Here is a 26,217-nt window from a genome sequence, read left to right on the forward strand (position 1 = left end):
AAATGAATAAGAATGTAGTATATAATCACAAAAAAGATATAAATTGAGTGAAATTTTAGAAAAAATAGACAAAGCTGGTCATATTGTTGTTATTTCGCATCTCAATCCTGATGCGGATTCAATAGGCAGTGCCAGTGCTATGTATAGTTTTTTACTACAGAAACATAAAAAGGTTTCATGGTTTTGCAAAACTCAAAAAATAGATCAGAAATTATCTTTTATGCCATGGTTTGAAAAGATTAGAAACTCATTTCCAAACTCTGCAGATTTGGCAATTGCACTTGATTGTGCAAATGAGAAGCGTTTGGGCACAGATGTAGAGTGTGAATTGATAAATATAGATCATCACATTACAAACAGCTACTATGGAGATATAAATTTAGTAAAAACTGATTTTATTAGCACAACAGAGATTTTGTATGATTTTTTTAAAACAAACGATGTAAAAGTAAACAGAAAAATGGCGACAGCACTCTATGCCGGATTGCTGGATGATTCTGATGGTTTTTTGTCTCAAAAAGTCAACAGTAAGCTATTTGTTACGGTTAAAGAGCTGCTGGATCAGGATGCAGATTTTAAACTTTGTAACAAAAATATTATGAAAAGCATCTCGCTTGGGGCTTTGAGGCTAAAAGCAGTTATGTTTAAAAATATGTCGTTAAAATATAATGCAAAAGTTGCAGTTTTTTGCGTAAGTGATGAGGATATGAGATCGACCGGTGCAGCTGCAGAGGATTGCGAAGCTCCGCTGGAAGAGTCATTAAATCTTCCATATGTAAAGGTCGCTTTGCTGCTTAGACAAAAGAGCGATTTTACAATAAAGGGTTCTCTTCGCTCTAAAGCGGGAGTGGATGTTTGCAAAATCGCTGTCAAATTTGACGGCGGCGGACACAAAGAGAGAGCCGGTTTTGATTTAAAGAGTGTTGTCTCTTTAGAAGAGGCAGAGACAAAAATATTAAATTTGATACAAAAGGAGTTATAGTTTGAGAAGAGGAAGAAAAAACGGATCTTCAATAGCTTTATTGAGTCTATTTGCAGTAATAATAGGTGCTGTGTTATATGGATATAACGCAGAGATGTTTGAGAGAGAAGCTCCTGTAATTTCAATGAAAAACAATGGATACTGGAATCTTAAAAACTCTTTGGATATATCGATAGATGATACCACAGGATTAAAAGCATACAAAGTAATTTTAATAGGTTCATCAGAAGAGACTTTGTTATACAATGAACAGTTTTTAACTCCAAAACAGTCAGTAAATATTAAAGTTGAACCTCCAAAGAGTGCTTATACTATGAAAGAGAATGATATTAAAATAGTTGTTGAAGCAGTTGATACAAGCAAATGGAACTTTTTTAAAGGAAATATTGCAAGAAGTGAGTTTAAATTAAAAATCGATAAAAAAAGACCTGCCTTAAATACAGTTGCAAACTCTTATAAAATAAGCAAAGGAGGCGCTGCGCTTGTTGTTTTTAAAGCTGAAGATGAAAATTTAAAAGAGCTATATATTGAGACAAGTTTTAATAAAAAATTTAAAGCACAGCCCTTTTATAAAGAGGGATATTACATAGCTCTTCTTGCATGGCCTATAAAAGAGTCAACATTTAGAGCTGCAGTTGTTGCCAAAGATTATGCAGACAATACTTCAAAAGCGCATATTCCTCTTTTTTTAAAAGATATACAGTATAAAGTATCAAATATAAAAATAAGTGACAATTTTTTAAAAGGGAAAATAGCAGATCTGGCAGAGGAGTTTGCAGAGACTCAAGGTGTAACAGATCCGATAGAACAGTTTAAAATTATAAATGAGAATGTACGAGAAAAAAATGAAAAATTAATATATGATATTACATCAAAAGTTTCAAATGAGATGATTCAGGATTTTTATATAAATAAGATGTATCCTTTGAAAAATGGGGCAGTTGTTGCTCGTTTTGGAGATCATAGATTATACTCTTACAATGGAAATCGTATCAGTGAATCGTATCATTTAGGGCTAGATTTAGCAAGCAATGCAATGGCTCAAATAAAACCTCATAATGGCGGAGAGGTTGTTTATGCAGGTTATAATGGTTTATATGGGAATATGCCTATTCTTTCTCATGGGCTGGGACTTTATACATTATATGGTCACTGTTCAAGTGTAAATGTTAACAGCGGTGATATAATTCAAGCCGGAACACATATTGCAAATACCGGCAAAAGCGGCTATGCTATGGGAGATCATTTGCATTTTGGAGTTTTAATTCAAGGTGTGGAAGTTCGTCCTGCGGAATGGATGGATGCTACATGGATAAAGCTAAATATTAGTGATGTAATTAAGAGTGCAAAAACTATTATAGATAAAAATTAAAATATAGTGTACAATTTAGAGTTAAATAAATTGTGATTTGAAAAAAAATTTAATTACTAAATATAATATGAATTTTGTTTATAATATATAAGATTTTATAAGTAGGAATAGCTATGTATCAAACAACAATAAAAAAGAGTGTTGAGCTTGTCGGAATAGGCCTTCATAAAGGTTCTGCCGTTAAGTTAAGATTGGAACCGTTGGAGTCAAACAGCGGGTTAATATTTTATAGAAGCGATGTTGATGTAGCCATTCCGCTTATTCCAGAAAATGTTGTTGATACTAAAATGGCTACTGTTATCGGCAAAGACGGCTATGTAATTTCAACAATCGAACATATGCTCTCTGCTATATATGCTTATGGAATTGATAACCTTAAAATAATAGTTGATGCTGATGAAATTCCTGTTATGGATGGCAGCAGTGCGAGTTTTTGTATGCTTTTAGATGAAGCAGGCATTGTTCAGTTAGATGTGCCAAAAAAAATTATGAGGATAAAAAAAGAGATAATTGTTCAAGAAGGAGAGAAATATGTCAAATTGTCCCCATCTCATGATTTGCAGTATGGCTTTACTATCAAATTTCCACATCCTGTAATTCAAAAACAGGAGTATATTTTAAATTTTACAAAACAAAACTATAAAAACGAGATTGCACGAGCCAGAACTTTCGGTTTTTTACATGAAGTACAATATCTTCGCTCAAAAGGTTTGGCGCTTGGAGGCTCTTTGGAAAATGCTGTTGTTTTAGATGAGAAAAAAGTTTTAAATCCAGAAGGACTTAGATTTTCTGATGAATTTGTAAGACATAAAATACTTGATGCAATCGGTGATATGGCTCTTATTGGAATGAATTTTGTAGGCAATTATGAAGCTATGGCGGGAAGTCATGATCTTAATCATAAACTTACGCTTGAACTTTTAAAAGATGCTCAAAATTATGAAGTAATAGAGCTTGTAGGCGAAAAAACAAAAGAGTTAGAAAAAGCATATGCTTAGGAGTGTAGATTTAGTTTTTATTACGCTCTCTTCTCCTGTTTTGGTTGGGGTATATGAAGAGAAAAAATTAATTGAGACTATTGAAAGTTATGAAAAAAGCTCAGAAATTTTACCAAATATATTTGACGAATTATCAAAAAAATATAAGATAAAAAAACTTTTTTATGCAAATGGACCGGGAAGTTTTATGGCAATAAAAATTGCATATATATTTTTAAAATCTATGAGTGTATTAAAAAATATACCGCTTTTAGCAACAGATGCATTTTATTTTAATGAAAATCAACCAATCAAAGCGATTGGAAAGCTATTTTTTGTTAAAATTTCTTCAGAAATAAAAACCCAAAAACTAGAAATAGCGCCAGAGGCAAGTTTTATACTTCCAGATGTGCTTGATTATAGTAAGTTTAGCACAACTGCCGCCCCTCTTTATGGTATTGGAGCAGTTGGATAGGAATAATGTGACAATAAGTGTGCCGGCAACGAGTGCGAACCTTGGACCAGGGTTTGATTCTTTAGGTTTAGCAGTTGATTTACGCAATTTAGTTGAGTTTCATCCATCAAAATTTTTTAGTGTAAATATTAAAGGTGAGGGTGAAAATAATCCAAAGTTAAAAGGTAATAATCTATTTGTTAGTATTTTCAATGAACATTATAATAGATTGACTAAAAAAAGACAAAGTTTTAAATTTACTTTTTATAACCAAATACCAATGTCAAGAGGATTAGGAAGTTCGTCTGCAGTAATTGTAAGTGCTATATCAAGTGCACACGAGGCTGCAGGAATTAAAGTTTCAAAAAGAAGAATCTTGAATCATGCATTAGTTTATGAATCGCATCCGGATAATATTACACCTGCGGTTATGGGTGGTTTTAATGCTGCTACCGTAGAGAAGGGTAAAGTTTTTTCTCAAAAAAAACATCTTCCAAATTATATTAAAGCAGTTGTTGTAATACCAAACAAACCAATTAGTACATCAAAAGCAAGAACGCTACTTCCAAAATCATATTCAAAAGAGAATGCGGTTTATAATCTTTCTCATACGGCTCTTAGTGTAGCTGCTTTTTTTAATGAAGATTGGGAGATTTTAAAATTGGCTTCGCAGGATAGGTTCCATCAAAAAGCAAGAATGAAAAATTTACCTGAACTTTTCAGTGTACAAAAAACAGCTTATGAGAGTGGAGCATTGATGAGTACTCTCTCAGGGAGCGGTTCTACTTTTTTTTCAATGGTTTACGATGAAGATGCAGTAATGATTGCAAGTAAGCTTAGTCAAAAATTTCCGGAATTCATTGTTAAAATTTTAGATTTTGATAATGATGGACTTATTATAGAAAAATAGATTAATTCGCATCTTCTTATTAAATCAAGGAACTTTTGGATATAATGGCAAAAAAATTTAATCAACCTCTTAGGATGTGTATCTCTTGTAGGCAAAGAGATATACAAAATAATCTTGCTAGACTTCAGTGTATAGATTCACAACTTAGTCTTTTTAGAGGAAATGGTAGAAGTTTTTATATATGTAAAGCTTGTCTTAAAGATAATAAGAAAGTATTAAAATCACTAATGCGGCAATGCAAAAGTGGAGATAAAGACAAATTTTTGAACATACTAAAGGAGATCATCACTGATGACAGAAAAAGTTAGAGTACACGAAATTGCTAAAGAGCTAGGAATAGCTTCTAAAGATGTAGTAAAAAAAGCTTCAGATATGGGTATTGATGTAAAATCAGCAAATAGTTCAGTTACAATGCAGGAAGCTGAAGGATTAATGAATTATATAATGAGTGGCGAGCTTGCCCAAGCATCAAAACCAGAAACAAAAACATCTGCTAAACCAATAAGTGATACTCAAAAAGAAGAAAAAACTCCTGAAAAAGAAACTAAAAAAGATAAAATTGAAGCACCTAAAGTAGATGAACAAAAGAGTATTGAAAAAAATGTTCAGGTAAGTGAAACTCAAAAAACTCAAAACAAAGAAAAGATTGAAGTAAAAGAACTTACACAAGAAGCAGTAAAAAAAGAAGCTAAAGAAGAGGAAAATAAGACTTCATTAAATATAATTGAACCTAAAAAATTACAGATTAAAAAATCTGGGCTTAAAATAGTCAAAAAGAAAAAGCCGAAGCAGGAAGAAAAAAGTGATGAAAGTTACAATATGCCTGCAAGACAAAAAACAGCCGTCTCTTCTTATGGCAAAATAAGTGCTGATGTTTTAGAAGAGTTGGCAAAAAAGAAAAAAACAAAACAGAGTTCAGGTGCTAAAAAACAAGAACAAGGTGTGAAAATTGATATTTTTGGCGGCTCTTTGGCTGAAGTATCAATGGATATGGATGATCAAGTTGTTTTACTTGATTTAAATGCTACTGAGAGAAAAGAGATTGTTCCAGAAGAGCCTAGAAAGCCAAAAGTTCCAAAGCCTGTAGGAAGAAATGCAAATAAAAAAGCTGCTCCAAAAGGTAGAAAAGTTGCTCGTGACAAAAGAAAAAAATATACTAAAGATAAATCTGAAGATGTAGTGGTAACACATGTTGAAATTCCTGAGGATATCCGTGTCTATGAATTTGCAGAAAAGATTAATCGTCCGATTTCAGATGTAATAAAAGTTCTTTTTAGCCTTGGCTTAATGATGACTAAAAACGACTTTTTAGGAAGTGACGAGATTGAGATTCTATCTGAAGAGTTTGGTGTTGAAGTAACCATCGTAGATCCAAAAGATGCCTTTAACTACGAAGAAGATATGGCAGAGACGATTGATGAAAATGCAACTAAAAGACCTCCTGTTATTACAATTATGGGACATGTTGATCATGGTAAAACTTCACTTTTAGATGCGATAAGAAAAGCAAAAGTTACTGAAGATGAAGCTGGCGGCATAACGCAGCATATCGGCGCATATACGATTGAGCAGCATGGTGAAGCAATTACATTTATAGATACTCCTGGTCACGCTGCATTTTCACAGATGCGTCAAAGAGGTACTGATGTTACGGATATTATCGTAATTGTTGTAGCGGCTGATGATGGTGTTAAACCTCAAACAGATGAAGTTATAAAATTAGCTAAAGAGTCAGAAGCTCCTGTAATTGTAGCTCTTAATAAAATGGATAAAGAGAGTGCTAATCCCGATATGGTTAAGGGACAAATGGCTGAACGCGGTCTAAATCCTGTTGATTGGGGCGGAGATATAGAGTTTATTCCAGTTTCTGCAAAAACAGGAATGGGGATAGATGACTTACTTGAAAACATCCTTTTAACTGCTGAAGTTTTAGAATTAAAAGCAAATGAAAACGCTATGGCAAAAGCTGCTGTTGTTGAATCATCTCTTGAAAAAGGTCGCGGAGCTGTCGCAACTGTAATTGTGCAAAATGGAACACTAAAAGTTGGCGATTATGTTGTTTGCGGCAGTGCTTATGGGCGTATTAAAGCTCTTATTGATGAAAATAAAAAGCAGATAAAAAGTTTAAAACCAAGTCATACTGCAGTAGTTGTCGGACTCAATGAAGTTCCATCATCAGGTGAAATAATGATGGCTATGAAAAGTGATAAAGAGGCAAAAGAGTATGCTCAAAAACGCCATGAATACGATAGAAATAAAGAGCTTTCTCATAGTACTAAATCTACTTTAGAAGATATGACAAGTATGATTGCAGAAGGTAATTTAAAATCTCTCAAAGTTGTTTTAAAAACAGATGTTCACGGGTCACTTGAGGCTATTAAAAGCTCATTGAATGAGCTTAGAAATGAAGAGGTAAAAATTAATATTATCTCTTCAGGTGTAGGCGGAATTACAGAAAATGATGTTGAACTTGTGGCAAACAGTGAAAATTGTGTATTGCTTGGATTTAATGTTCGTCCTACAGGAAGTGTAAAAGCGTTGGCAAAACAAAAAAATGTTGATATTAGAACATACTCTATAATTTATCAACTCCTTGATGATATGACTGGCATGTTGACTGGTATGATGGCACCGAAGTTTACTGAGGAAAATACAGGTCAAGCAGAAGTAAGAGATACATTTAAGTCTCCTAAAGGTATGGTTGCCGGATGTGTTGTTGTTGATGGAAAACTTGTACGCGGAGGTCTTGTTCGTGTTATCAGAAACGGTGTTGTTGTACATGAAGGTGAATTGACTTCTCTAAAACGCTTTAAAGATGATGTTGAAGAGATTGGTAACGGTTATGAGTGTGGTGTTATGATTAAAGGCTATGATGATGTTATAGTTGGTGATGTAATAGAAACATTCAAAAAAATTGAGCAAAAAGTATCTCTGTGACAGAAGCTGAAATAAAGTTGAAAAGAACTGAGTCAATTCTTCTTGAATTGATTCCTGAAGCTCTTGGCAGTTTGAATGATAAAAGGTTACATCAATTAGATGTAATAGACATAAAATGTTCACGAGGTAGAAGTGATGCCAAAGTTTATATTGATCCTGCTTCATTTACACAAGAAGAGAAGAGTGAGTTTTTAAAACTGCTTAAAAAAGCAAGACCGATAATAGAAACTTTTTGTATGAAAGATCAAGGCTGGTTTCGTTCTCCGAAGTTTACATTTGAATTTGACGAACAGTTAAAAAAAGCTCAAAATATTGAAGAGCTGTTCAAAAAAATCGCTAAAGATTAAGTGAGTATATTTATGAGTTTAGAAAAAGATATAGAGTCGTTTGTTAAATCTGTAGGTTTGGATCTCTATGATATCTCTGTTGTTAATGAGGGTGGAGACACTATATATAGAGTAAATGTTATTTCAAGAGAGATTGAAAATAACAGAAGAAAAGGTGTTACTCTTGATGAGTGTGTTAATCTAACACATCTTATCTCTCCTCTTCTTGATGTAACGCCTCCTGTTTCTGGAGACTATAGACTTGAAGTAGGAAGTCCTGGAATTGAAAGAAAAATACATTCATTAAAACAGTTTGAAATGTCAATAGGAGAAAATGTTGCTCTTCATTTAAAATCAAAAGAGAAACTTAAGGGAATACTTCTTAAAGTGGAAGATTCCAATATTATTTTAGATGTTGATGGGGAAGAAATTTTAGTTGATTTTTCTCAAATTTCAAAAGCAAAAACCTATTTTGAATGGTAATAGATACTAACTTTTATATGAAATTAGCCTTGGATGAGGCTTGGAAATATCAAGGGCTTACATATCCAAATCCGGCAGTCGGTTGTACTGTTACTGGGAAAAATGGTGAAATACTTGCGGTGGAAGCTCACAAAAAAGCAGGTTCTCCTCATGCTGAAGTAGAAGCTCTTAAGAGCGCATATTTTAAATTAACGAATGACAAAAAAATTTTAAATATTACATCTTCATCTCAAATTCATGAGTATCTTTTAGAAAACCACAACAACTGTTTTAATTCTATATCTATATTTTCTACACTTGAACCATGTTCACATATAGGTAAAACTCCATCCTGTGCAACTCTTATTTCAAAATTGGGAATAAAAAAACTTTTTGTTGGTTCTCTTGATTCTAATAAAGAAGCATCCGGCGGCAATGAAATAGTTGAAAATTCAGGTGTTGAAACAAAAAACGGGGTATTGGAGAAAGAGTGCGATGCATTGTTAAAACCTTTCAATTTATGGCAAAAAAAGAGGTTTGTTTTTTTTAAATGGGCACAAAGGCTAAACGGAACAGTTGATGCAGGAATCATAAGTTCAAAAAAATCGAGAATTTTAGTTCATGCTATGAGAGATGTATGTGATTTGTTGGTTATAGGCGGCAACAGTGTAAGAGTTGACAGACCAACATTAGATGCAAGGCTTGTAGATGGAAAAGCACCTGATATTTTAATAGTTTCAAGAAATAAAGAGTTTGATGAAACTATTCCACTCTTTAATATAAAAAACAGAAAAGTTATTATTTCTGACAATTTTTCTGTTTTAGATAATTATAAAAATATTATGATAGAAGGGGGAGAAAATATGTTTAATCTTTCCAAGAATATTGTTGATTATTATTTATGTTTTTTATCTTTGCAAATCGGCGGAAATAATAATTTTACAAATAAAGATGATAAATTTTCTATTTTAAATATACAAAAAGATGAGCAGGATATAATTATGTGGATGAAGCAAGCAAATAACAGGGGAAATAAGTAGAATGGAAAAACAGGAAAAAATCGTATCAATGTTTGATAATATTGCACCTACATACGATACGGCAAATCGTGTTATGAGTATGGGAATTGATAAAAGTTGGAGACGAAAGGCTTGTGATTTAGCTTATAAGTTTTATGCTAAAGATTCTATAGATAAAATTGTTGATGTTGCTTGCGGAACCGGTGATATGATGAATTACTGGAAAAAAAGATCAGAAGTAAACGGCATAGCTGTTGGAGATATAGTAGGAGTCGACCCTTCAAATGGGATGGTTAATGTAGCAAGAGAGAAATTCTCTAAATTTAACTATCATATATCAAAAGCTACAGAAATTCCTCTTAAGGATGAGAGTGCTGATATTGTAAGTATTACTTACGGTATTAGAAATGTGGTTGAGAGAGAAGCAGCTTTAAAAGAGTTTAATAGAGTTTTAAAGCAGAGTGGTTTGGTTGTAATACTGGAGTTTATGAAGAATGAAAATCCCTCCTTGCTTGGAAAAATCAGAGACTATTATATGAATAGAATTTTGCCAAAAGTCGGGGGTTTTATCTCTAAAAATTTAGAAGCATATGAGTATCTTCCTAACTCAATAGGAGATTTTTCAACAGTTGAAAATATGAAAAAAGAGCTTGAAGCTGCCGGTTTTGAGATTGTGTATGCAAAAAGTTTCTCTATGGATATATCGACTCTTTTAATAGCAAGAAAAAAATAGAGAACAGCGGTGTATACTCTTAGTGTTTCTTCACTAAATGAACAGATAAAAACTTTATTAGAAAGTACATTTACCAGAGTTTTAGTTGAAGGTGAACTCTCCCGAGTTACACTGCATAACAGCGGGCATATCTATTTTACGCTAAAAGATGCATCCTCATCGATAAAAGCTGTGATGTTTAAAGGCAATGCTTCTAAGTTGAAATTTCAGCTGCAAGAGGGATTAAAAGTTGTTATTGATGGGGCTGTGACACTCTACAAGCCAAGAGGTGAATATCAGATAAACTGTTTTTCTATTCAACCCTCAGGGCACGGAGCCTTGGCACTGGCATATGAGCAGCTTAAAAACAAATTATCTTCACAAGGCTATTTTGACCCTTCAATCAAAAAAGAACTTCCAAAATTTCCAAAAAAGATAGCTTTTATTACCTCTGCTACCGGCGCAGCTCTACAAGATATGCTCAGAGTTGCTCAAAATAGGTATAGAGCTATAGAGATTGATATTTATGATGTTTTAGTTCAAGGAGAGAGTGCGGCTCCATCAATAGTAAATGCTTTAAATATTGCAGATACTAAAGGATATGACATTATTGTTACAGGTCGAGGCGGTGGCAGTATAGAAGATTTATGGGCATTTAATGAAGAGATAGTCGCAGATGCAATATTTAGAGCTAAAACTCCAGTAGTATCATGTGTAGGGCATGAGATAGATTGGGTTATAAGTGACTTTGTAGCAGATTTAAGAGCCCCGACTCCGAGCGCTGCAATGCAGATGATACTACCAGATTCTAATGAATTATATCAATATATTGATTCTCTTGAGACACAATATACTCAAAAAGTTATGCAAAAAATTTATAATGCCAAGCAAGAATTGACTCATTTGATAAATTTATATTCCGGGCACTCAATCGAAAAAAAAATAACTCAAAAAATTGAGGATGTAAAACAGCTTTGCAACTCCTATAACCAAACCATTTCATTTAAAATGCATAGTTTTTCTAAAGAAGTAGAGTCTATTAAGTTTAGATTTCCAGATATAATAAAAAGTAAATTTAATATTGCTCAAAATCAAGTTTTAACTCTTCAAAAAATGTTAGAATCCAATAACCCAAAACTAAAAAGTAAAAAAGGTTTTGCTCAGATTTCCAAAAATTCAAAAGTCATTGATATAGGATCTTTACGAGTAAATGATATATTTGATCTTATGAATAATAAAGTAGTTATAAGTGCGAAAGTGTTAGAAAAAAATAATATATAGGAGAGTGTATGAGTTATCCAGAGTTTTTTGATAAAGTAGAAAGTATTAAAGTTATAGACCCGTTGGCAAATATGTTAGGTGCTTTTGAAGAAGGTAAATATGAATTAACTTATTTAGAAGTTGTAAAATCTGCTGGGCATAGCTGTCCAACAGTTGCCGGTGCATATCTTATAGCCGCCGAAGCATTAAAAGCTCTTTATCCAGGAGAGAGAGCTGTTAGAGGCAATATAAAAGTAGAGTTTAGAGAGTCATTAGAAGATGGGGTTGCTGGAGTTATTGCAAATGTTGTTTCACAGATTACAGGTGCAACAGATAAAAGTGGCTTTAAGGGCTTAGGCGGAAAATTTGCCCGACACTCTTTAATGGATTTTAATGCCAATATCAACTCCTCAGCAAGATTTACAAGAGTTGATAACGCTAAAAGAGTAGATGTATATTACAATTCATCATCAATCGGAGGCAGTCCAAAAATGCAGCCGTTGATGCAAAAAATAATGGGCGGTATGGCTAGTTCTGCTGAGATAAAAGAGTTTGGTCAACTCTGGCAAGAGAGAGTAGAAAAAATCTTTGAAAATGCATCGAATGTTATTAAAATTGTAGAGATTAGATAAAAAATTTCTAAAGCAGATAAGCTTTTGCAAATGTTATTTCTTTGTAATATATTGATAATATAATTTCTTATTTATAACAAAAGGAGATTTATGGCTTATTTTGATAACGCAAAAGTTAACGATGAGGTTTACGGTTTAATATTTGGTCCAGGTAAAATTATTCAGCTCTTTGATAATAGCCATTATAGAGTTATGATTGAATTTAAAAATGGTTATGAAGTTCCATATACAGAAGATGGGATTCCAGGATGGGGAAATTTTGATAAACAGACGCTTTTTTTTAAGGATGATATAGATTTAACAGATGTTGATTTTTCTCCGGTTTCAAAAGTGCTATCAATTAAAAAAATTATAAAATTAAAAGAAAAAAACAAACTTCAAGTAAGACTTCCATCTGGAGTTTGGAAAAATGTTAAAAAGGCCGAGTCTCAATATGTTGAGAGGCTGCTTGAAAAAGAGAAGTATCATATGTTTAGAAAAAAACCCGAAAAAAAGAAAAGTGATAATTAGAAAAAAACAAAGTAATATTTTATCTAATTATCAGAGTCGGAAAATAGGTATGAATAGTAACTGCCGCTTGAGCTGAGAGTTTTTTTATCAATTTGTCAAATTTATCTTCTTTATTCCAAAGCTGCTCGGTCACCCCGCTAAGCTGGGCCACTCTGTTTTTGGCATCATATTCAACACCGATACTGTCTATTAAACCTACTTTTTTGGCTTGTTCAGCTGTAAAAATATGCGCATTTGCAAAGGTGTCTCTGTTTTTTATATCCAAGCCTCTACCATTTGCCACATCGGCGGTAAAGAGATCATAAGTTCCTTGTATAACTTTGTTTAATTCATCTTTTTCATAATTGGTCCACTCTCTATCAACAGTACCTACTTTTTTGTATTTACCTGCTTGAATACTTTGGGATTTTATGCCTATTTTACTCATTAGCCCGCTTACATCTGCTCCCTGCATAACAACACCGATACTTCCAACCATTGAACCTGGATTTGCGATTATCTCATTTGCCCAAATGCTTGCATAATAGCTCCCGCTTGCAAGAGTTCCGTTTGCGTATACTACAACCGGTTTTTTTTCTTTTGCTCTTTTTAGAGCATAAGCCACTTCAATGGAGGGTGCGACTGCCCCGCCGGGTGAGTCTATGTTGAGTAAAATGCCTTTTACAAAGCGATTAGAAGCTGCTTCATCTATTTGATTTACAACTTCTGAAACTTCCATAATCGGCCCTACGAGATAAATTTGTTCAAGATTATGGGGTTTTAAATCTTCTTCGCTCTTTGGTGCAAAAATTAGAAAAACAATAAGTAAAAAAAGCATAGCTTTGAAATGCTCTTGAATAAATTTTATTATTGCCAAGAAAGGAGAAAATATTTTTTTTATAAACTGCATTCGTTACCTTTTTTAAGTGTTCCGTTAATATAAACTTTTGAGATATTATATCTATGTAATATTAAATGGATTGCTAACTCGTCACCAGGCTCTTTGTCTAAGTCCAAAACAATCATATCAGCATTTTTTCCTTCTGAAATTTCACCTGTATTTAATTTAAGGGCATCAGCAGCATCTTTTGTAACACTGTTGATAAGTTTTTTTGCTAATTTTAAAAGCGGAATATTTGAGTGCATAAAAAGAGCACATTTCATCTCTTCAAAGAGATCAAGTTTGTAGTTTGAACTAAGGCCGTCGGTTGCACATATCCATCTTATTTTATGTTTTTCCAGTTTTGACAAATCAAGGGCGCCGTTTCCTAAAAGTCTGTTTGAAATTGGGCAATGAATAATCGTATGCTTATTTGATGATAAAGTTTTTAGTTCATTTTCATTTGCTTTAACTACATGTGTTAAAAGAGTTTCATAATCGTTAAAATGTTCTAAAAATTCGCTTGAACTGCTTACTGAGCTCTTCTGTTTTAACAATTTTTCAAAAAAATCTTTAAAATCACCCTCACTTTTATCAAGCCAATCTCTTTCAGCTTTGCTCTCCATAAAGTGGGCAGTTAATTTAAGCTTTTCGTTTTTAACAATTTGAAGTGCTTTTTTGATTAAAATTGGGTGAACAGAGTAGGGTGAATGAATAGCAACTGCCGGATAAAAACCTTCTCTTGTAATACTTTTTGAAGCATCAAGTCGTGTCAAAAAATCTCCAAAAAGTGCATCTGCCATCGTTGCCTGTGAGCCTATAAGCTCATTGAAAAAAACAATATTTTGAGAGGCATTTGCACAAACTTCCAAATCCATACCGTGTGAGCTAACTGCACCAAATGTTGTAATTCCTGATTCTAACATAGAATCAATAGCTTTTTTCATACACTTATTGTCACAACCTGTTATCAACTCTTCACGGTTTTCAATAACACTGTAAAGCCAATTCATAAAATCTCCGTAGGAGAGCTGGGTTTTATTGGCACTAAATTCTATATGAACATGAGCATTTATAAGTCCAGGCATTAGTAGAGAATTCTTTTTTAATTTTATAACTTCAGCGTCAGGAAACTCTTTTCTGAGCTCTTCAAGCGGAGCAATTTTTTGTATTTTTTTATCAAAAGCGACTGACATATTTGAGAGTAAAATATCGGGTGTTAAAATATAATTTGGTATTAGTATCTGCATATTTCATCTTTCTTGAAAATTTAAAATAGATTATGCTTAATTTAGGTAAAATAACTACTTAAAAATTGAAATTTAAAAAAGGTAAAATATGAAAATAGTAGTAATTCAAGGACCAAATTTAAATATGCTGGGTGTAAGAGAGCAGCAGGTTTACGGTTCAATGAAATTAGAGCAGATACATGCTCAAATGAAAGATTTTGGAGCTAAAAGTGGGATGGAAGTAGAGTTTTTTCAAAGCAATTTAGAGGGCGAAATTGTAGATAAAATTCAAGAGTGTTATGGAGATGCAAGCGGAATTATTATTAATGCAGCGGCATACACTCATACATCAATTGCTATTCGCGATGCAATCTCTGCTGTAAATCTTCCTACTATTGAAGTTCATATTAGTAATATTCATCGCCGTGAAGAGTTTAGAAAACAAAATATGATAGCACCTGTTTGTACATCATCTATTGTTGGATTTGGTCCATTTGGATATCATCTTGCAATGGTTGGAATGGTACAAATAATGAATGAAGTAAAAGCTGTTCAAGAGATGCAAAAGCAACAGTCTCAAGCTACTGAAGCAAAGTAGGTTATGTATATAAAGCGTAAATTAAATGAGAGTTTAGAAATTTTTAAAAATTTACGCTCCCCTCATAAAAATACTAGCAATAGTTCGCATAGATATATTGCGACTGTTGGAGTAGGCGGAAATGTAGGTGATGTTAAAAGAAGACTTAACCGTTTGTATCTATATATAAAAAAAGATAGAAGAGTTACACTGCTGCAAACATCATTGATTTTGAAAAATCCTCCGTTTGGATATATTGAGCAAGATGATTTTTTTAATTCAATAATTGTAATTAAAACAAGTATGCAGCCGACTCAGTTTTTAAACTACTTGATGAGAGTGGAGAAAAAATTTGCGCGTAAAAGAAGTTTTGCAAATGCTCCCAGAACACTTGATTTGGATATTATCTTTTTTGATGATAGAGTTGTTAAAACATCCAAGCTTCAAATTCCACATGCTAAGTGGTTTGAAAGAGATAGTGTATTGATACCACTGGCGGATATAACTAAATGAAAATTATTCAAAATTTGATTTATATAAATAGTAATTTTTCAATAGATAATTTATTGAATGGTTTCTACAGGAGTAAAGCATGATTGGACATCAAGTGCAAAAAGAAGAAGAATCAGTTTTCTCAAGCCTACAAAAAAAATCTAAAAAAACCCGTTTTATTACTATAACAAGCGGAAAAGGCGGTGTCGGGAAAAGCACAATAAGTTCTAATCTCGCATATGTGCTTTCTCAAAGCGGATTAAATGTCGGCATATTTGATGCTGATATTGGTCTTGCAAATTTAGATGTAATGTTTAATGTAAAAATCAAAAAAAACATTCTGCATGTATTAAAGGGAGAAGCAAAAGTTTTAGATATTTTAATTCCTATTACAAGAAATCTTATACTCATTCCAGGTGAGAGTGGAAATGAAATACTAAAATATTCTGATAAAATGCTTTTTGATAAATTTATGAGTGAATCTGAAATTTTAGATAAATTTGATGTAATGATTATAGATACAGGTGCCGGCATAGGAGAACATATACAAATGTTTTTGGAAGCAGCAGATGATGTTATAGTTGTTACAGTACCTGATCCTGCAGCAATAACAGATGCATATGCAACAATAAAAACTATAGCGACTTTTAGAAACAATATAAATTTACTATTAAATCAGGTAAGAAGTGAAAAAGAGGCAGTTGCTATATATGAAAAAATCAATAAAGTTGCATTGGCAAATATTGGGAATAAACTAGATTTGAAATTGATAGGAAAAATCAACAGTGATATTAAAGTATCCTCTTCAGTTAAGCGAAGAGCATTGTTTAGTGTTTTGTATCCTGGTTCAATTGTGCATAAAGATATACTTAAAATAGCTAATAAAATTAAAAAAAAATTGGAACAGGGCGTGCTTGTAACTTCCGCTGAAAGCGGATTGTCCGGACTTTTTAAGCGTTTAGTGAAGTATTTTTAAAGTTTTTTAAAAAATATGTTAAAAAAAGAGTTTATAAATTTGTATTTGACTGTTTAAGAAGCTTAGATATACTTGTTTTAGTAAAAAATAGAAAAAAAGTTAATGAATGTTATCAAATAAGTTATGTACGAAATTAAATATAGTTTAGGAACTTTATATGCTAAATATGCTTTCACAAGAAGAGATAGATGCACTTTTAGATGTTAATGATGATGACTTCTTAACTTCTGAAATAGAAGTAACACCTTATGATTTCAATAAACCAAACATAATCTCAAAAGATCAATTACGCTCGTTTCGTGCTATTCATGATAATATAGCGCGCTTATTGTCTTTTCAGATCTCTTCCATTACACATACAACTGTTAAAATTCAGCTCAGTTTAGTTGATCAAATGAGATATGGTGATTTTTTGACAGATTTATCAAGTTGTACCAGTGCTAATCTTTTTTCTATAAAACCCTTAGAAAAAAACGGTGTTATCGATATAAATTCATCCATAGTTTTTTCGATTTTAGACTCTCTTCTTGGCGGAAAAGGCAAACCATTTGATATAAAGCGTGAATTTTCAGATATTGAGCTTAATCTTTTTGAAATGATTTTAGGAGTTATAATAAACACCTTAAAAGAGGCTTGGAGTCCGATAATGGATATCTTTGCTATTGTTGATTCAAAAGAATCAAAATCAAATGTAATGCAAAATATTGCTGAAAATGATATTGTTATAATAGCTTCAATGGAAATAGTTATTGGGCAGAATTCAGGAGTGATAAATATCTGTTATCCCTTGGCTGTACTTGAAACAATTTTGCCAAAACTTGCAAGTAAAAATGTAAACAATAATAAAGTAAACATTAAAAAAAACAAAAATGTGCATTTGCAGAGACTTCTTGGCGAAGCAAAAATTGAAATTGAAGCTATTATTGGTAATGTTGAACTTACTTTAAAAGATGTTTTGGAGTTAAAAAGTGGCGATATTATCAAACTTAATAAACCAGCAGATGATATTATTACACTTAGTATTGATAAAAAAGATAGATTTCGCGGTAAAATAGGGTTGAAAAAATCAAAGAAATCTATGCAAATTACAGAAATTATCGGTAAAAAAAAGAGTGCAATTATAAAAGAGAGTGTGTTTGATAAAAAAGAAAAAAACAAAAGAGAGATAAGCGATGAATGATTTTATAAAATTGTTTGAGAATGAAACGGTAAAAATTGTTGAAGCGCTGATAGGGCAAACACCTTCTCTTGATTTAAAAGAGGAACAGAATTTAAGTATTGTTTCAAATATAACTTCCCCGATAGTATTGTTAAATATAATAGTAAGCGGTGATGTGAATGCTTCAATCATGGTTGCTGTAGAACCAAAAATGGTTGTTTTTTTGTCGGATATGATTATGGGCAAAGAAGAGAGTGGCAGAAAAAAAATTTATAATGATGATTTAATTGTTGCTAAAGAGATTGTTTCAAATATATTTGGGACAATTGCCAATATATTCTCTGTACAAAAAGAGCCGCTTGTTGTCTCTTTCCATGTTCAAAAAGCTGAATATATTGGAAAAAGCAGAGAAATTATTCTGGATAGTTACACCAAGATGTTTGTTTACGATCTTAAAATAGGAGATGTAAAATCTCTTTTTATGTTTATAATTGATGAAAATTTACAAAATAATAGATTTAAAACAAAAAGAGAATTTTTGCAAGAAAAAAAAATTGAATCTTATAAAGCTCAAGATATAGATTCAGTCGTATCTTTGAATAGTGAAGAGATGGATAATATCTCTTTAATAAAAGATGTCAAACTTCCTGTTAAAGTTAGAATAGGAAAGAAAAAAATGTTTTTAAAAGATATTTTAAATATTGATATTGGTTCTGTTATTGAGTTAAATCAGTTAGTTAATGATCCATTAGAAATATTGGTAGATGATCATGTTATAGCAGAAGGAGAAGTTGTTGTTGTTGATGGTAACTTCGGTGTTCAGATAACTACTATTGGTACAAAAAAAGAGAGAGCAGATAGGCTAAAATCATAAGGAGCTGTTTTAAGTGCGTAAAAAAAAAGATGATTTAACAAAGAAGTATATAAAAGAAATTAAATCGGCTGATGTTTGGAGTGTTTTTAAAATTGTTGCAGATTTTGTCAAAGGTTTTGATGAACTTGGTGAACTTGGGCCAACAGTTACCATGTTTGGAAGTTCAAGAGCCAATAGCGATAGCATATTCTATAAAAAAGCAGAAGAGTTATCTTCTATGCTTGCTCAAAAAGGTTTTAATATAATGACAGGTGGTGGCCCGGGAGTTATGGAAGCAGCAAATAGAGGTGCTTTTAAATATAAAGATGTAGAATCTATCGGTCTCAATATAGATCTGCCATTTGAACAAATTCCCAATAAATACACTACTACAGAATTAGATTTTGATTATTTTTTCTCAAGAAAAGTTATGTTAGTCAAGTACTCAATCGGCTATGTGATTTTTCCCGGCGGATATGGAACTCTCGATGAACTGTTTGAAGCATTAACGCTTATACAAACCAAAAAGATAACAGGTGTGAAGATTTTTGTTGTAGGAGTGGAGTATTATAAGCCGCTTCTTGATTTTGTAGAAGACAAATTACTCAACAACGGTATGATAAGCAGTGAAGATTTTAAACAGATTCGACTCACAGATGACCTTCAACATGTAGTTAATGAATTAGAAGCTTCAATTTTGGAGCAGATTGAATTTCTCAGGGAGCATAAACTTGAAGATACACAGTATTGTAAAACACTAGAAGAGTTCTCTAAAGATAAAAATATTGAAAAAAGTTAAATTAATTATGAAAAAAGAAAATATGGGTAAAAAAGTTTTAGTTGGTATGAGCGGCGGTGTTGACTCTACTGTCTCCGCACTGCTTTTAAAAGAGCAGGGTTATGATGTTGAGGGACTCTATATGAAGCTTCACTCTAAGCCGGGTTATCATGAGATTAATCAAACAAGAGCACAAAAGGCTGCGGACTTTGTCGGCATAAAACTTCATGTGCTTGATTTGCAAGATACTTTTAACAAAGAAGTTTTTCAACCTTTTATAGACACCTATGCCGAGGGAAAAACACCAAATCCATGCGCACTTTGTAACAGAAGCTTAAAATTTGGCGAAATGGTGAGGTTTGCAGATAAAATCGGTGCAGACTATATAGCTACGGGACACTATATAAAAACAGATGGAAAATATTTTTATGAGGCTGATGATGATACAAAAGATCAAAGCTATTTTCTTTTTTATGTAGATAGAACTGTCTTGTCAAGATTGCTGTTTCCTTTGGGAGAAAAGAAAAAAAGTGAAATTAAAGAGTTGGCAGCTTCCATAGGCGGATTGGAATCATTTGTATCTCAAAGAGAATCTACTGAGATATGTTTTGTAGAAACAACTTATACTGATTTGCTAAAAGATTATGTTGCAGTAGACAAAATAGGTCAAGTGCTTGATAAAGATGGAAATGTGGTTGGAGAACATAAAGGTTATATGCACTATACAATTGGCAAAAGAAAGGGATTTACAGTTAGAGGTGCGCATGACCCACATTATGTTATAAGTATTGATGCCAAAAAAAATCAGATAGTCGTTGGCAAAAAAGAGGATTTGGCTTGCAACAGTGTGGTGCTTAATAATTTGAATCTGTATACTGATGAAAAAGAGTTTGATACAACTGTAAAATTAAGATATAGAACCAGAGCAGTTCCTTGCCATGTCAAAGTAGAAAAGAACAAAGCATTTATTACTTTAAAGGAGAGTGTATTTGGAGTAGCAACAGGACAGGCAGCTGTTTTTTATGATGGTAAAAAATTAATCGGCGGAGGCTGGATAGAGAAAAATTAAAGACAATTTTTCTTTTAAAACCTCTAAAATAAAATTTCTTCAAAAACTCTTTCACAGATTAAGAAGCCATTAAGAATCATTTCTCTATAATTCCCCTCCACAAACAGAGAGACCTAAAGTTTAGGATTAAAAATCTAGGTTTGAGATCATTGAAAACTAAGCAAGTAAACAGACTTTAATAACTAGAGATAGTTAGATTGGTCATTAATAAGTTTACTTAGAAATAACTAAAATAACAACAACCGTCTATTCTATTTGGTCTCTATTTATTTAGAGATACCCAATAGTATAGATACTATACAAAGTCTATCAGATGTTCACGCACTGATAGCAACATAAAGCCAATGATTTAATAATCTTGGGCAAAGATTAAACAACTTCAATTATGGAGAGTTTGATCCTGGCTCAGAGTGAACGCTGGCGGCGTGCTTAACACATGCAAGTCGAACGGTAACGCAAAGTGCTTGCACTTTGGCGACGAGTGGCGCACGGGTGAGTAATATATAGTTAATGTACCTTCAAGACTGGGATAGCCACTGGAAACGGTGATTAATACTAGATACACCTTCATATCACAAGGTATGAAGGGAAATGTTTTTTCGCTTGAAGATCAGACTATATCCTATCAGTTAGTTGGTGAGGTAAGAGCTCACCAAGACATGACGGGTAGCGGGTTTGAGAGGATGATCCGCCACACTGGTACTGAGACACGGACCAGACTCCTACGGGAGGCAGCAGTGAGGAATATTGCACAATGGAGGAAACTCTGATGCAGCAACGCCGCGTGGAGGATGACGCATTTCGGTGTGTAAACTCCTTTTATATGTCAAGAAAATGACGGTAGCATATGAATAAGCACCGGCTAACTCCGTGCCAGCAGCCGCGGTAATACGGAGGGTGCAAGCGTTACTCGGAATCACTGGGCGTAAAGGACGCGTAGGCGGGATATCAAGTCAGGTGTGAAATCCTACAGCTTAACTGTAGAACTGCACTTGAAACTGGTAACCTAGAGTATGGGAGGGGGAGATGGAATTAGTGGTGTAGGGGTAAAATCCGTAGATATCACTAGGAATACCTAAAGCGAAGGCGATCTCCTGGAACATAACTGACGCTAAGGCGTGAAAGCGTGGGGAGCAAACAGGATTAGATACCCTGGTAGTCCACGCCCTAAACGATGAACACTAGTCGTCGTGATGCTTGTCATTGCGGTGATGCACTTAACAGATTAAGTGTTCCGCCTGGGGAGTACGGTCGCAAGATTAAAACTCAAAGGAATAGACGGGGACCCGCACAAGTGGTGGAGCATGTGGTTTAATTCGAAGATACGCGAAGAACCTTACCTGGCCTTGACATTGATAGAATACTGTAGAGATACGGTAGTGCCCTTCGGGGAGCTTGAAAACAGGTGCTGCACGGCTGTCGTCAGCTCGTGTCGTGAGATGTTGGGTTAAGTCCCGCAACGAGCGCAACCCTCGTCCTTAGTTGCCAGCAGGTTAAGCTGGGCACTCTAAGGAGACTGCCTTCGCAAGGAGGAGGAAGGTGAGGACGACGTCAAGTCATCATGGCCCTTACGGCCAGGGCTACACACGTGCTACAATGGGGCGTACAGAGAGTTGCAATACCGCGAGGTGGAGCCAATCTCATAAAGCGTCTCTCAGTTCGGATTGGAGTCTGCAACTCGACTCCATGAAGCTGGAATCACTAGTAATCGTAGATCAGCAATGCTACGGTGAATACGTTCCCGGGTCTTGTACTCACCGCCCGTCACACCATGGGAGTTGATTTCACCCGAAATTGGGAAGCTAACCTTCGGGAGGCTACCACTTACGGTGGAATTAGCGACTGGGGTGAAGTCGTAACAAGGTAACCGTAGGAGAACCTGCGGTTGGATCACCTCCTTTCTAGAGTAAAGAGAAAACATTCGTTTGTTTATCTCATACAAAGAAAATCTCACAAGAGAAATAGTTATTTTAGTCTTTTACTTGCTTAGTTTTCAGTGATCTGTGTTCATTGATTTGTATATTTTGAAAAGATTTTTGTTTTAATCGAAGCGGGTTCTTGAATGAGTGAGAGGTTCTAACGAAGAATAAAATAAAAAGAGTTCAAAAGAAAATGGGGAATTAGCTCAGCTGGGAGAGCGCCTGCCTTGCACGCAGGAGGTCAGCGGTTCGATCCCGCTATTCTCCACCATTTTTTGGAAATTTGCACTTGATAAATTTGCTCACATACATTTAGTATGCTTCGCAACCTTATCAAGCACAACTTTCTCAAAAAACCAAATATAAGTCTTTAATTGAAAAGATTTATATTTGGTTTTATACCAAAAGTTCATTAAATTATCATTGTTAAAGTCAATAAAATATAGTTATAAGAGATAACTAGAGATAAGAAGAGCGATCTTTGTATTTTCTATGTGAATCAAATTATAAATATATCAACTAAATAACTACAATTAAACAGGCACTGTCTTACATTAAGTAAGGTAGTGAACGCAACATAGAATAAAAAAGATATTAAGGGCCATAGGTGGATGCCTTGGCTAGTAGAGGCGATGAAAGACGTACTAGGCTGCGAAAAGCCTCGGGGAGCTGCCAAGAAGCTTTGATCCGGGGATTTCTGAATGGGGCGACCCAGCATGGCGCGAGTCATGTTACCCTACGGGGGGCGAACTCAGGGAAGTGAAACATCTCAGTACCTGAAGGAAAAGAAATCAAACGAGATTCCCATAGTAGCGGCGAGCGAAAAGGGATTAGGGCACTTAGTGATAATATATTTGTTAGCTGAACACTTTGGAAAGAGTGAACATAGAGGGTGATATTCCCGTAAGCGAAAACATTTGTATGGTACTAGACTAAGGAATGAGTAGGTCGGGACACGTGTTATCTTGACTGAATATGGGGGGACCACCCTCCAACCCTAAATACTACTACTAGACCGATAGCGAACAAGTACCGTGAGGGAAAGGTGAAAAGGACTGCGGTGAGCAGAGTGAAATAGAACCTGAAACCTATGGCTTACAATCATTCGGAGCACTATTATATATAAGTGTGACGGACTGCCTTTTGCATAATGAGCCTGCGAGTTGTGGTATCTGGCAAGGTTAATCGAACGAGAAGCCGTAGCGAAAGCGAGTCTTAATAGGGCGAATTAGTCAGATGCTGCAGACCCGAAACTGAGTGATCTATCCATGAGCAGGTTGAAGCTGGTGTAAGAGCCAGTGGAGGACCGAACCCGCTGGCGTTGAAAAGTCTTGGGATGACTTGTGGATAGGGGTGAAAGGCCAATCAAACTCAGTGATAGCTGGTTCTCTCGAAATATATTTAGGTATAGCCTCGAGCATTAGCATGAAGGGGTAGAGCACTGACAGGGCTAGGGCTGCTTACCGCGGTACCAAACCCTATCAAACTCCGAATACTTCATGTGTAACCTCGGGAGTCAGGCGGTGGGTGATAAAATCCATCGTCAAGAGGGGAACAACCCAGACTAGCAGCTAAGGTCCCAAAGTCTTGTCTAAGTGGAAAAGGATGTGAAGTTGCTGTGACAACCAGGAGGTTGGCTTAGAAGCAGCCACCCTTTAAAGAAAGCGTAACAGCTCACTGGTCTAGCGATTTTGCGCCGAAAATATAACGGGGCTAAGACAAGCACCGAAGCTCTAGGTTGTAGTACATCATTAAGTTCTCAGAGAAGAGATATTCAAAGAGTTATATTTAAAACTTTACGGAGTGAAGTTTTAAAATGCCTCAGGGGATAAGAGAGATACTTAGGATTTAATGATGTACTACAGCGGTAGGAGAGCGTTCCAGTCAGCGTAGAAGCCATACCGGCAAGGAGTGGTGGAGCGGCTGGAAGTGAGCATGCAGGCATGAGTAGCGAGAAAAGAAGTGAGAATCTTCTTCGCCGTAAACCCAAGGTTTCCTACGCGATGCTCGTCATCGTAGGGTTAGTCGGGACCTAAGTCGAGTCCGAGAGGGGTAGACGATGGCAAATCGGTTAATATTCCGATACCGACTGTTGTTCGCTTGAGTGATGGGGGGACGCATAGAGTTAATTGAGCTCACTGATGGAATAGTGGGTCGAAGGATGTAGGTTGTATCATAGGCAAATCCGTGATACATTAGACCGAGATCTTACAGGCAGAGCAATCTCTTCGGAGAGCGCTTTGAATCAATGATACTGTCGTGCCGAGAAAAGCCTCTAAACGAGAACAGCAGTTGCCCGTACCGTAAACCGACACAGGTGGGTGAGATGAGTATTCTAAGGCGCGTGGATGAACCCTGGTTAAGGAACTCTGCAAACTAGCACCGTATCTTCGGTATAAGGTGTGCCCTATTTGTAAATGGACTTGCTCCATGAAGCATTGACGGGTCGCAGCAAAGTGTCCCTCCCGACTGTTTACCAAAAACACAGCACTCTGCTAACTCGTAAGAGGATGTATAGGGTGTGACGCCTGCCCGGTGCTTGAATGTTAAATGGATTGCTTAGCTCACGCGAAGGCTTGAAATGAAGCACAAGTAAACGGCGGCCGTAACTATAACGGTCCTAAGGTAGCGAAATTCCTTGTCGGTTAAATACCGACCTGCATGAATGGCGTAACGAGATGGGAGCTGTCTCAACCAGGGATCCAGTGAAATTGTAGTGGAGGTGAAAATTCCTCCTACCCGCGGAAAGACGGAAAGACCCCGTGCACCTTTACTATAGCTTGACATTGCTATTGGGATATTCATGTGCAGGATAGGTGGGAGCCGTTGAATCTATGACGCCAGTTGTAGATGAGGCATCCTTGAGATACCACCCTTGAATATTCTGATAGCTAACTCGGTACGATTATCTCGTGCGAGGACAATGTCTGGTGGGTAGTTTGACTGGGGCGGTCGCCTCCTAAAAAGTAACGGAGGCTTACAAAGGTTCGTTCAGAAGGGTTGGAAATCCTTCGTAGAGTATAATGGCATAAACGAGCCTGACTGTGAGAGAGACAACTCGAGCAGAGTCGAAAGACGGTCATAGTGATCCGGTGGTTCTGTGTGGAAGGGCCATCGCTCAAAGGATAAAAGGTACGCCGGGGATAACAGGCTGATCTCCCCCAAGAGCTCACATCGACGGGGAGGTTTGGCACCTCGATGTCGGCTCATCGCATCCTGGGGCTGGAGCAGGTCCCAAGGGTATGGCTGTTCGCCATTTAAAGCGGTACGCGAGCTGGGTTCAGAACGTCGTGAGACAGTTCGGTCCCTATCTTCCGTGGGCGTAGGAGAGTTGAGGAGAGCTGACCCTAGTACGAGAGGACCGGGTTGGACATGCCACTGGTGCACCAGTTGTTCTGCCAAGAGCATCGCTGGGTAGCTACGCATGGATGAGATAACCGCTGAAAGCATCTAAGCGGGAAGCCAACTCCAAGATGAACTCTCCCTGAAGTACGCTTGAAGACTACAAGCTTGATAGGCTGGATGTGTACGCAGAGTAATCTGTTTAGCTGACCAGTACTAATAGTACGTTTGTCTTTTTTACATATCGTTCACTACCTTACTTAGTGTATAGGTGTCTGAAGTAGTTATTTAGTGATTAGTGATTAGTCGGCGGTTTTACCTAACCCCTAACATCTAAACCCTAAACCCTGAAATGTTGACTTTAACAATGAAAATCTTCTCTAAACCAAGAGCAATCATTTTTAAGTACAC

Annotated in this window: 22 protein-coding genes, 1 tRNA gene and 2 rRNA genes; 23 read left to right on the top strand and 2 right to left on the bottom strand. The window is 35.3% G+C overall.

Going from position 1 to position 26,217, the window contains the following annotated elements; genetic code table 11:
• Nucleotides 1-43 precede the first annotated feature (43 nt).
• The 13 genes from FJR47_RS03080 to FJR47_RS03145 all read left to right on the top strand — a co-directional run bounded on the left by FJR47_RS03080 (nt 44) and on the right by FJR47_RS03145 (nt 12,553).
• On the top strand, nt 44-982 hold the full coding sequence (locus tag FJR47_RS03080) for a DHH family phosphoesterase (protein WP_152299005.1): 939 nt from the start codon (nt 44-46) through the stop codon (nt 980-982).
• Nucleotide 983: 1 nt separating this feature from the next.
• Nucleotides 984-2,354 carry a peptidoglycan metallopeptidase Pgp6 gene (pgp6, locus tag FJR47_RS03085; protein WP_241690947.1) on the top strand — a complete coding sequence of 457 codons (1,371 nt, stop codon included), beginning with the start codon at nt 984-986 and terminating at the stop codon, nt 2,352-2,354.
• Between the two features lie 113 nt (nt 2,355-2,467).
• Nucleotides 2,468-3,352 carry a UDP-3-O-acyl-N-acetylglucosamine deacetylase gene (gene lpxC / locus FJR47_RS03090; protein WP_152299006.1) on the top strand — a complete coding sequence of 295 codons (885 nt, stop codon included), beginning with the start codon at nt 2,468-2,470 and terminating at the stop codon, nt 3,350-3,352.
• A complete protein-coding gene (locus FJR47_RS03095; protein WP_152299007.1) occupies nt 3,345-3,806 on the top strand; it encodes a hypothetical protein in 462 nt (153 codons plus the stop codon). The genes lpxC and FJR47_RS03095 overlap by 8 nt, the downstream gene beginning before the upstream one ends.
• A 7-nt stretch (nt 3,807-3,813) precedes the next feature.
• On the top strand, nt 3,814-4,695 hold the full coding sequence (thrB, locus tag FJR47_RS03100) for a homoserine kinase (protein WP_152299008.1): 882 nt from the start codon (nt 3,814-3,816) through the stop codon (nt 4,693-4,695).
• 291 nt (nt 4,696-4,986) lie between these two features.
• On the top strand, nt 4,987-7,632 hold the full coding sequence (gene infB / locus FJR47_RS03110; protein WP_152299010.1) for a translation initiation factor IF-2: 2,646 nt from the start codon (nt 4,987-4,989) through the stop codon (nt 7,630-7,632).
• On the top strand, nt 7,629-7,979 hold the full coding sequence (gene rbfA / locus FJR47_RS03115) for a 30S ribosome-binding factor RbfA (protein WP_152299011.1): 351 nt from the start codon (nt 7,629-7,631) through the stop codon (nt 7,977-7,979). Before infB ends, rbfA begins: the two co-directional genes overlap by 4 nt.
• A gap of 12 nt (nt 7,980-7,991) precedes the next feature.
• Nucleotides 7,992-8,441 (top strand): LSm family protein, encoded by a 450-nt coding sequence (locus FJR47_RS03120; protein ID WP_152299012.1) that lies wholly within the window; start codon nt 7,992-7,994, stop codon nt 8,439-8,441.
• On the top strand, nt 8,435-9,460 hold the full coding sequence (ribD, locus tag FJR47_RS03125; RefSeq protein WP_152299013.1) for a bifunctional diaminohydroxyphosphoribosylaminopyrimidine deaminase/5-amino-6-(5-phosphoribosylamino)uracil reductase RibD: 1,026 nt from the start codon (nt 8,435-8,437) through the stop codon (nt 9,458-9,460). The genes FJR47_RS03120 and ribD overlap by 7 nt, the downstream gene beginning before the upstream one ends.
• Before the next feature lies 1 nt (nt 9,461).
• Nucleotides 9,462-10,172: a bifunctional demethylmenaquinone methyltransferase/2-methoxy-6-polyprenyl-1,4-benzoquinol methylase UbiE gene (gene ubiE / locus FJR47_RS03130; RefSeq protein WP_152299014.1), complete on the top strand. Its 711-nt coding sequence runs from the start codon at nt 9,462-9,464 to the stop codon at nt 10,170-10,172.
• Nucleotides 10,173-10,181: 9 nt separating this feature from the next.
• Nucleotides 10,182-11,432: an exodeoxyribonuclease VII large subunit gene (gene xseA / locus FJR47_RS03135; protein WP_152299015.1), complete on the top strand. Its 1,251-nt coding sequence runs from the start codon at nt 10,182-10,184 to the stop codon at nt 11,430-11,432.
• Between the two features lie 8 nt (nt 11,433-11,440).
• Nucleotides 11,441-12,043, top strand: coding sequence for an FmdE family protein (locus FJR47_RS03140; protein ID WP_152299016.1), 603 nt, complete (start codon nt 11,441-11,443; stop codon nt 12,041-12,043).
• Between the two features lie 90 nt (nt 12,044-12,133).
• Nucleotides 12,134-12,553, top strand: a complete 420-nt coding sequence (locus FJR47_RS03145; RefSeq protein WP_152299017.1) for a hypothetical protein — start codon at nt 12,134-12,136, stop codon at nt 12,551-12,553.
• 19 nt (nt 12,554-12,572) lie between these two features.
• Here FJR47_RS03145 and sppA read toward each other — a convergent pair whose 3' ends face one another.
• Both sppA and mqnF read right to left on the bottom strand, forming a co-directional pair.
• Nucleotides 12,573-13,442 carry a signal peptide peptidase SppA gene (sppA, locus tag FJR47_RS03150; RefSeq protein WP_152299018.1) on the bottom strand — a complete coding sequence of 290 codons (870 nt, stop codon included), beginning with the start codon at nt 13,440-13,442 and terminating at the stop codon, nt 12,573-12,575.
• Nucleotides 13,430-14,662 carry an aminofutalosine deaminase family hydrolase gene (mqnF, locus tag FJR47_RS03155; RefSeq protein WP_152299019.1) on the bottom strand — a complete coding sequence of 411 codons (1,233 nt, stop codon included), beginning with the start codon at nt 14,660-14,662 and terminating at the stop codon, nt 13,430-13,432. Before mqnF ends, sppA begins: the two co-directional genes overlap by 13 nt.
• Before the next feature lie 88 nt (nt 14,663-14,750).
• Between mqnF and aroQ the strand changes: the two genes are divergently transcribed.
• The 10 genes from aroQ (at nt 14,751) to FJR47_RS03205 (ending at nt 26,047) form a co-directional block, all read left to right on the top strand.
• Nucleotides 14,751-15,239, top strand: a complete 489-nt coding sequence (aroQ, locus tag FJR47_RS03160) for a type II 3-dehydroquinate dehydratase (protein WP_152299020.1) — start codon at nt 14,751-14,753, stop codon at nt 15,237-15,239.
• 3 nt (nt 15,240-15,242) lie between these two features.
• A complete protein-coding gene (gene folK, locus FJR47_RS03165) occupies nt 15,243-15,731 on the top strand; it encodes a 2-amino-4-hydroxy-6-hydroxymethyldihydropteridine diphosphokinase (RefSeq protein WP_152299021.1) in 489 nt (162 codons plus the stop codon).
• 79 nt (nt 15,732-15,810) lie between these two features.
• Nucleotides 15,811-16,686, top strand: coding sequence for a P-loop NTPase (locus FJR47_RS03170; RefSeq protein ID WP_152299022.1), 876 nt, complete (start codon nt 15,811-15,813; stop codon nt 16,684-16,686).
• A gap of 157 nt (nt 16,687-16,843) precedes the next feature.
• A complete protein-coding gene (gene fliM, locus FJR47_RS03175; RefSeq protein ID WP_152299023.1) occupies nt 16,844-17,866 on the top strand; it encodes a flagellar motor switch protein FliM in 1,023 nt (340 codons plus the stop codon).
• Nucleotides 17,859-18,719 (top strand): flagellar motor switch protein FliY, encoded by an 861-nt coding sequence (gene fliY / locus FJR47_RS03180; RefSeq protein ID WP_152299024.1) that lies wholly within the window; start codon nt 17,859-17,861, stop codon nt 18,717-18,719. The genes fliM and fliY overlap by 8 nt, the downstream gene beginning before the upstream one ends.
• Before the next feature lie 13 nt (nt 18,720-18,732).
• Complete coding sequence (locus FJR47_RS03185) at nt 18,733-19,497, top strand: LOG family protein (RefSeq protein WP_152299025.1); 765 nt, start codon at nt 18,733-18,735, stop codon at nt 19,495-19,497.
• A gap of 22 nt (nt 19,498-19,519) precedes the next feature.
• Complete coding sequence (gene mnmA, locus FJR47_RS03190) at nt 19,520-20,545, top strand: tRNA 2-thiouridine(34) synthase MnmA (RefSeq protein WP_241855431.1); 1,026 nt, start codon at nt 19,520-19,522, stop codon at nt 20,543-20,545.
• A gap of 382 nt (nt 20,546-20,927) precedes the next feature.
• Nucleotides 20,928-22,446: ribosomal RNA gene (locus FJR47_RS03195) — 16S ribosomal RNA — on the top strand.
• A 213-nt stretch (nt 22,447-22,659) separates the two neighbouring features.
• Nucleotides 22,660-22,735, top strand: a tRNA-Ala gene (locus FJR47_RS03200).
• A gap of 313 nt (nt 22,736-23,048) precedes the next feature.
• Nucleotides 23,049-26,047, top strand: a 23S ribosomal RNA gene (locus FJR47_RS03205).
• The 16S and 23S rRNA genes sit together here with 1 tRNA gene alongside, the layout of an rRNA operon.
• Nucleotides 26,048-26,217 lie beyond the last annotated feature (170 nt).

It is taken from the genome of Sulfurimonas xiamenensis, from assembly GCF_009258045.1.
Taxonomy (GTDB): domain Bacteria; phylum Campylobacterota; class Campylobacteria; order Campylobacterales; family Sulfurimonadaceae; genus Sulfurimonas; species Sulfurimonas xiamenensis.